Below are 6,156 nucleotides of genomic sequence, written 5' to 3'. Positions count from 1 at the left end.
TTCGGCCTGCTTGAGAAAGCCAATGATCTGTTCTTCGGTGAATCTGCTCTTCTTCATGTCCGTCATTCTCCTTCAGTGACGGACTTCTCTCTACTTTTGATTGGTAAGGCCTAAGGGGAGCAGATCAAATTTTCAAAACCCCTCCCTCATTAGTCACAAACACAAAGGTTGATTCCGATTTTACTAAAAAGTCATTTTGGCAAATCTCAATAGACAAGTTACTGTCTACCTTAGATATACGCTCTGGCATAGCAAGCACTCCTCGGAACCAAAATTTTTCTTGTTATGATAAGAATAATAAGCTGGGTGCCCCTGCAAAAGTTCCATATAGAACAATTCCCCTTCGGCATATTGCCGCCCTGCCAGCCGCCCAGCTGAACCTAGCCAAATGACTATACCGGCTTTACTCATCAGAAAAAATTAGCCATTGAGCTAATTATCCAAATCATCCTATTATCACAACGACATCATAAGACAACAAAAACTACGCTACTTCCCCCAACACCACGCTAAGTGCGTCAAACTCTTGAATCCATTACGCTTTACGAGATGTTGCATATAACTTTTAACTGTTCCATAGCTTACACCTAATTCAGACGCAGCCTCACTATAAGTACATCCTTTTGCCACAACCAAGTTAAATACTTCTCGTTCACGAGATGTTAATTTAGCCATCCAGCCACTCTGTGCTAGTGCCCTCGCTGTCATCTCAGCCATCACGGGCAGCAAATACTCTAGTAACTTTCGTATCTGCATTCTCTCTTCGACTTCCTTCCCAAACAGCGATATCAGAATCTTGTGCCCACCTTTAACTTCCGCAATATATGAAACACCGTGCGACATGCCGTGATCATGGCATGCTTTTTGAAAACATTTTAACTCTGCTGTTGGCCTAACTACCCCCAATATATCACGTGACCACAATATTGGCTTATTGACACCACCATTAATTATTGGATCTACTTTATAGTAGTTTCTTTCCCAATAAAGTTCGATCCATTCAGCTTTCCAGCCTAAATTTATTGGCACAATCGCATCTTTTTTATCCGTGACTGCATCCACCCTTGCCAAAAGCAACGGCGGTTCCCCAGGTAAAAAGCCTCGCAAAAGTGTGAGGAAGTTTCTCACATCATTTTCATCTGTAACTTTTAATAGCTCCCGCTGAAGAACTGCCAACTGCCCCAGATTAATAGTTGACAAATCACTCAATAACTCAAGAACCGATGCGTTCACACCATTTTCCATATCAAATCATTCCTTAAAAAAGGACGATTCTAATTAGGTTAGTCTTGTTAACACCACAAATCTAAAGAGCGGCTCCCCCCTCCCCTAAGTTGATCACCAGTTGGTGTAAAAATGACACACCCCTCCAAAATTACACTCTTTGGTGTTGTCATATCAAACACCATATGGTGTAATGACTTCCAACAGCGCAACACCGCGCACCGATCTCTAACAACTTGCAGCGATACGGCCACCAGAGCCCCGGGCGCAGCTTCACGCCTCCCCGGTTGTCCCAGACAAGGAAGAAGAGCAAGTCAGATGAAGCGATCATCTGTGACCGGTAGACAAAGCCTTGTTGGCTGCGAATGAAGCCGGAAAACGCCCAGCTTCAGGTGGCGAGTAACAGAAGCACTTGCAGCACTGGCGACTACGACCAGGCGACCGGCAACGGAAGCGAACGGTGGAAGTGACAGGCGAGTACCGGGCCACAGGCGGCGCTGCGGCGCACCGGAGACTAGCCGCCTGGCGAGCGGCAGAACGCATTCAATCAGCCTTTGATACGACTACATCGCAGCACAATCAGCCGGACGATCATTGCCCAACCGGCGCCGGACGCTGTACCCGGCAGCCGCTTCTAACGAAGCGGCATATTGAAGCGGCGCGCAGTGGCGATGCGCAGTCCTGGGGTGGAGAGCCCTGGGGTGGCAACTAAGCACGTTCGAGCGGGTTCAAGTCCCGACGCCACGACTTAACGATGTCAAGCCGGGGGATGCCGCCGGTCCGCTTCAATGTGCTGTCGGGTGCCGGACGTTTACTAGGCCACGTGTGCGTAGGTATCACGCGCTGCTGACGGGCAAGCCGTCATTCCCACCCTCTAGGAGATTGGCATGGAAATCAAAGAACTTGCCGACATGATGCGCGTCAGTGAAGCAGACTGCGCCGCCTTTCTGAATTGCCTGAGTGTATGGACTGAAAAGGGATACTCACTGGAACACGCCATAGAACGCCACTTGCAGCAAATGAGGCGGCTAGCGAATGCCGCATCCGATATTGCCAAACATCCTGAGATCCGGATAGCAGCCGCAAACGCTGTATGGGATACGGTTCACGCATAAGGGAGTGAGCACAAAATGAGACTCTATATAGAAGGCCACTCTCCCCGCCATGGTTATGCAATCTCGAAAACTTGGAGTGATCAAGAATGCAGAATGCTTCCGCCCCCAACAGATGGAGAGACAGACGAGACAAAACCGGTGCGCTGGGTAGAGTGTCGTAAGAAAGCTTTCACCCTGGTTGAGCGCTGGAACCGCCGTTTTGCCACGCACACAGAGTAGCAAACAGGCGACAGTAGCCTGAGTATAACGCCGGCTCGAGCGTCATCACCGACATCACCGAAGGCGCGCGCGGTGCGTTCTATGCTGACGGGCAAGCCGTCACTTTCCTTCCCTTTCACTCCATCAAGGAGCTCCCCATGCTTCCACTCTATCGCTTCGAGGACATCAGAACCGTCTATCTCAACAGGCGGAAAACCCAACTATTTAAGGTTTTCAAACATTCTGACCGCGGCTATCGCTTCTACGGCCAATTCAAAGCGCCATTGAGCGCTCAATACCATGATCTCGAACGCTATATCCAATAAAGCATCAACCCAGTTTCAAGTCGGGAATGTGCAAGAAAGTTCGACTCAAAGCTACCGTTGCACTGGCAGCCGGGGAAGACCGGCATCAACACAAAAGCGGCGGCGTTGAAGGAAACGCTCTGACGTCTGAATGCCGGCCATGAAATGGAAACCATGGCGCCCCGTTAAGAACGGCTCCGAGTGGCGCAGCGATCTTAGTCCACAGCCGGTATCAAGCCCGGCCCGCTTTTGTGTTGGTGAGTAGCAAGCGTGCCCCTGGCATGGGTTTATGAGGCGCCACCTCGGCGCTAGCCGCCAACAATACCCCGACTTGGCCCGGCCCTCAGCCGGGCATTTTTTTCCTGGAGTCCACATGCACGAATGGAATGTTGATTTCGAGCCGCGCGGCAAACGCGGACAACCCTGGCTGCGAGTTGAAGCCGTTGGGGCTTCAGATAAAAATGCAGCAATCATCAAAGCGGCATCGCTTGAGAACATCAACGCAGCCAACTTCAAGGCTCATGCCGAGCGAGTGAAGTCTATGTTGCCGGAGCCAACCGAGGCCATGATGCGCGCCGCGATGATGACGCTTTGCCCGCTTGAGGATTACGAAGAGTGGCTAGAGTTGAACGGCGATGATGTACGAGCCGTCTTCCAGGCCATGTACGCCGCCCTCCTCGCTAAGACCTAAAAATGAAGGCCTTCCGCATCGACATGCAACAGCCGCGGACACGTCGCCGCCTGGCTCTCGGGGTACTGGCCAGAACACTCCAACTTGCTCTGGAGCGCGCCGCCCAAGCTCGTCCAGGCTTCCTCATTTTTGGCTGGAAGCGAATCAGGAAATGATCCGCGCCGTTGCCATCTACCTGCTCCGGATGGCCGCAATCTTTGTAGCCATCGTTTTAATCACCATGGCGATCCCATCATGAAAAACGCCCTATTCCAACTTGCGGAAATTGCTGTTCATGCCTTGGATGTTCCGATGTGCAAAGAAGAAGAACAGGCAGCCGCTCGCCGTATCCAGGCAGCCATCCTCGCAAGCTCACGACATGGCCAATGGGTCTATATGCCCAACGGCTGGATAGCCGCGCCGTTAGAGCCGACGCTGACCATGCATGCCAGCGCCCGCCTTGAATTCAATCGCTGGAAATTAACAGACATGGGGATCATTGACGCGGTGTATCGCGCTCACTTGGAGGCCATACAAAAGCCCGAGATGTAAGCAGTTCCGCCAAAAACTTCACCTATTAATTTTCTTGGAAAAGTCATGATCAGCCACCACACCATCGTGCGCGATTACCTCGAAATCGCTAAACAGGCACGAGCAGGCGAGTTGCTTCCGCACTTTCAGCCCGAGCCAGTTTCTCCTGAGTTGCGCCGACGACGGGATGACGCATGGCAACGCCGCCTGGAACGTGAACTTGCCGGAGAGGATCCCTACACCAGCCCGGATTCAACGCAGTGAATGCGGCCTTTCAAGTGCGCGCTTCCAGCTGGGCCGGCTTGTTCGACTGCGCACATCGCTGGGAGGGCTCCAACATCCTGGGAATGTGGCTTCCCAGCAGCCCGCGCGCTCTCCTCGGCACGGCGTTACACGCGGCAACCGCTGCGTATGATTCATCAGTAATGCGCGGCGAGCAAATACGTGTTCTCGACGTTGTGCCGGTATTGGTCGATGAACTGACCTCGCCTACGCAGGAAGTCGCATGGGGCTCCGACGACTTAAATCGGCGCGAGGCTGAAATCATCGGCCGCCAGTTGCTGACCCGCTACTGCCTCGAAATCGCACCCCGCTACACCTTCATTGCCGTCGAGCTCGAAGTGACGCCTTGGCGGATCGACTGCGGCAGTCAAATCGTGATCGAAATCCGCGGCACGCTGGACCGCAGCCGGGCGCGCACGGATGGCGCCGGCGGTGCCGGACTCTGCGACCTGAAGAGTGGAGGGAATGCCGTCATCCAGGGCCGAGCCAAGACCAAAGGCCACGCGGCGCAGATTGGAACCTACGAGTTGTTGTTTGAGCGCACCACCGGCCAGGAAGTCACGCTTCCTGCAGACATCATCGGGCTGAAAACCAAAGGCAGCCCCGAGGTGGCCACCGGCCAGATTGTCGGCGCGCGTGAGCAATTGATCGGCACGGCCGAGCAGCCCGGCCTGATGGAGTACGCCGCAGAGATGTTCAAGAGTGGCCTCTTCCCTCCCAACCCCAGCAGCCAACTATGCAGCGAGAAATATTGCGCACGCTGGAAGGTATGCAAATTCAAGGATACCCAATGACGTCACTTCAAGACCTGAAGCAAAAAGGCGCTGTGTCTCAGAAATCACCACAAGCAAGCCTCATGGCCTTTTTCGAGAAGAATAAAGGCCAATTGGCACTGGCGCTGCCGAAACACTTGAACTCTGATCGAATGATACGGCTGGCGCTGACCGCCTTCAGTCAAAACCGGCAATTGCAGACCGCCGATCCGCGTTCAATTTTTGCCAGCGTCGTGATTGCCTCGCAGATGGGGCTGGAAATCGGCGTCTCCGGCCAAGGCTATCTGGTGCCTTATAAGGGCAAGGCGCAGTTTATTCCCGGCTGGCAAGGCCTGGTCGACCTGGTGTCCCGCAGCGGGCGCGCCACGGTTTGGACCGGCGCCGTCTTTGCCGGCGACGAGTTCGACTTCGCACTGGGTGACTCTCCATACATCAAGCATCGCCCATGCGGAGAAGACGAGCCCGACGCCATGTCTCATGTCTACTCGGTTGGTCGCGTGAATGGCAGCGACTGGCCTGTCATCGATGTGTGGCCGATCCAACGTGTTTGGAAGCACCGTGACAAGTACAACAAAGTCGGCAAGGCGCACTACAGCTACGAAAACCCTGAAATGTACGCGCGAAAAGTGCCTTTGTTGCAGGTGGTCAAGTACATGCCCAAGTCCATTGAGTTGACCAATGCGCTGAATGCCGAGCACGCTTACGAAAATGGCAAGGGCCTCATCCTGGACGGTGATTTTGTTCGTGCCGAATTCGATGATGAACAGACCCTGCCCGAAAACCGGCAATCCGCTCTGGCCGCGCCAGAGGTTTCCAACGCCTCCGAAGGCGAGATCGAGGCCGGCAAACCGCTACCCAATGCTGGCATGGGCTCCATGTTCGGGCTGGAAGATGCCTTGGCAGCGGTCAAGCGTGGCGACTACGACGAAGCCGCAGACTTAGCTCGCAGCTTTGCTCAAAAAGACCATGACATCGTTGCCTCCGCCATTTCCAACGCCACCACCAGCAAGGACTCAGCAGAAACCACCCCGCGCCGACGGCGAAATCTGGAATAAACC

The 6,156-nt window shown here is 53.8% G+C and carries 7 protein-coding genes; 6 read left to right on the top strand and 1 reads right to left on the bottom strand.

Translation table 11 applies throughout. The annotated features are described in order from the left end of the window. Nucleotides 1–489: 489 nt before the first annotated feature. Nucleotides 490–1,245, bottom strand: a complete 756-nt coding sequence (locus B0T39_RS23100) for a helix-turn-helix transcriptional regulator (RefSeq protein ID WP_081550909.1) — start codon at nt 1,243–1,245, stop codon at nt 490–492. Nucleotides 1,246–2,111: 866 nt separating this feature from the next. Between B0T39_RS23100 and B0T39_RS23095 the strand changes: the two genes are divergently transcribed. The 6 genes from B0T39_RS23095 to B0T39_RS23070 all read left to right on the top strand — a co-directional run bounded on the left by B0T39_RS23095 (nt 2,112) and on the right by B0T39_RS23070 (nt 6,153). Beyond that, on the top strand, nt 2,112–2,339 hold the full coding sequence (locus B0T39_RS23095; protein WP_081550907.1) for a hypothetical protein: 228 nt from the start codon (nt 2,112–2,114) through the stop codon (nt 2,337–2,339). A gap of 876 nt (nt 2,340–3,215) precedes the next feature. Continuing rightward, entirely contained in the window at nt 3,216–3,533 is a 318-nt protein-coding gene (locus B0T39_RS23090) for a hypothetical protein (protein ID WP_081550905.1), read from the top strand. A gap of 234 nt (nt 3,534–3,767) precedes the next feature. Then, complete coding sequence (locus tag B0T39_RS23085; RefSeq protein ID WP_081550903.1) at nt 3,768–4,064, top strand: hypothetical protein; 297 nt, start codon at nt 3,768–3,770, stop codon at nt 4,062–4,064. A gap of 45 nt (nt 4,065–4,109) precedes the next feature. Beyond that, on the top strand, nt 4,110–4,307 hold the full coding sequence (locus tag B0T39_RS23080; RefSeq protein ID WP_081550901.1) for a hypothetical protein: 198 nt from the start codon (nt 4,110–4,112) through the stop codon (nt 4,305–4,307). Further along, the gene (locus tag B0T39_RS23075; RefSeq protein WP_081550876.1) at nt 4,304–5,119 is read left to right on the top strand and encodes a PD-(D/E)XK nuclease family protein; all 816 of its coding nucleotides are present in this window, start codon (nt 4,304–4,306) and stop codon (nt 5,117–5,119) included. Before B0T39_RS23080 ends, B0T39_RS23075 begins: the two co-directional genes overlap by 4 nt. Then, the gene (locus tag B0T39_RS23070; protein ID WP_141111378.1) at nt 5,116–6,153 is read left to right on the top strand and encodes a recombinase RecT; all 1,038 of its coding nucleotides are present in this window, start codon (nt 5,116–5,118) and stop codon (nt 6,151–6,153) included. The genes B0T39_RS23075 and B0T39_RS23070 overlap by 4 nt, the downstream gene beginning before the upstream one ends. Nucleotides 6,154–6,156 lie beyond the last annotated feature (3 nt).

The sequence above is a fragment of the Chromobacterium haemolyticum genome, assembly GCF_002081825.1.
GTDB classification, from domain to species: domain Bacteria; phylum Pseudomonadota; class Gammaproteobacteria; order Burkholderiales; family Chromobacteriaceae; genus Chromobacterium; species Chromobacterium fluminis.
This window is presented reverse-complemented; position numbering and strand designations above follow the sequence as displayed.

Coding starts and splice junctions, on each gene's coding strand:
- B0T39_RS23090 (WP_081550905.1), top strand. CDS start 3,216: ATGCACGAATGGAATGTTGATTTCGAGCCGCGCGGCAAACGCGGACAA.
- B0T39_RS23070 (WP_141111378.1), top strand. CDS start 5,116: ATGACGTCACTTCAAGACCTGAAGCAAAAAGGCGCTGTGTCTCAGAAA.
- B0T39_RS23080 (WP_081550901.1), top strand. CDS start 4,110: ATGATCAGCCACCACACCATCGTGCGCGATTACCTCGAAATCGCTAAA.
- B0T39_RS23100 (WP_081550909.1), bottom strand. CDS start 1,245: ATGGAAAATGGTGTGAACGCATCGGTTCTTGAGTTATTGAGTGATTTG.
- B0T39_RS23095 (WP_081550907.1), top strand. CDS start 2,112: ATGGAAATCAAAGAACTTGCCGACATGATGCGCGTCAGTGAAGCAGAC.
- B0T39_RS23085 (WP_081550903.1), top strand. CDS start 3,768: ATGAAAAACGCCCTATTCCAACTTGCGGAAATTGCTGTTCATGCCTTG.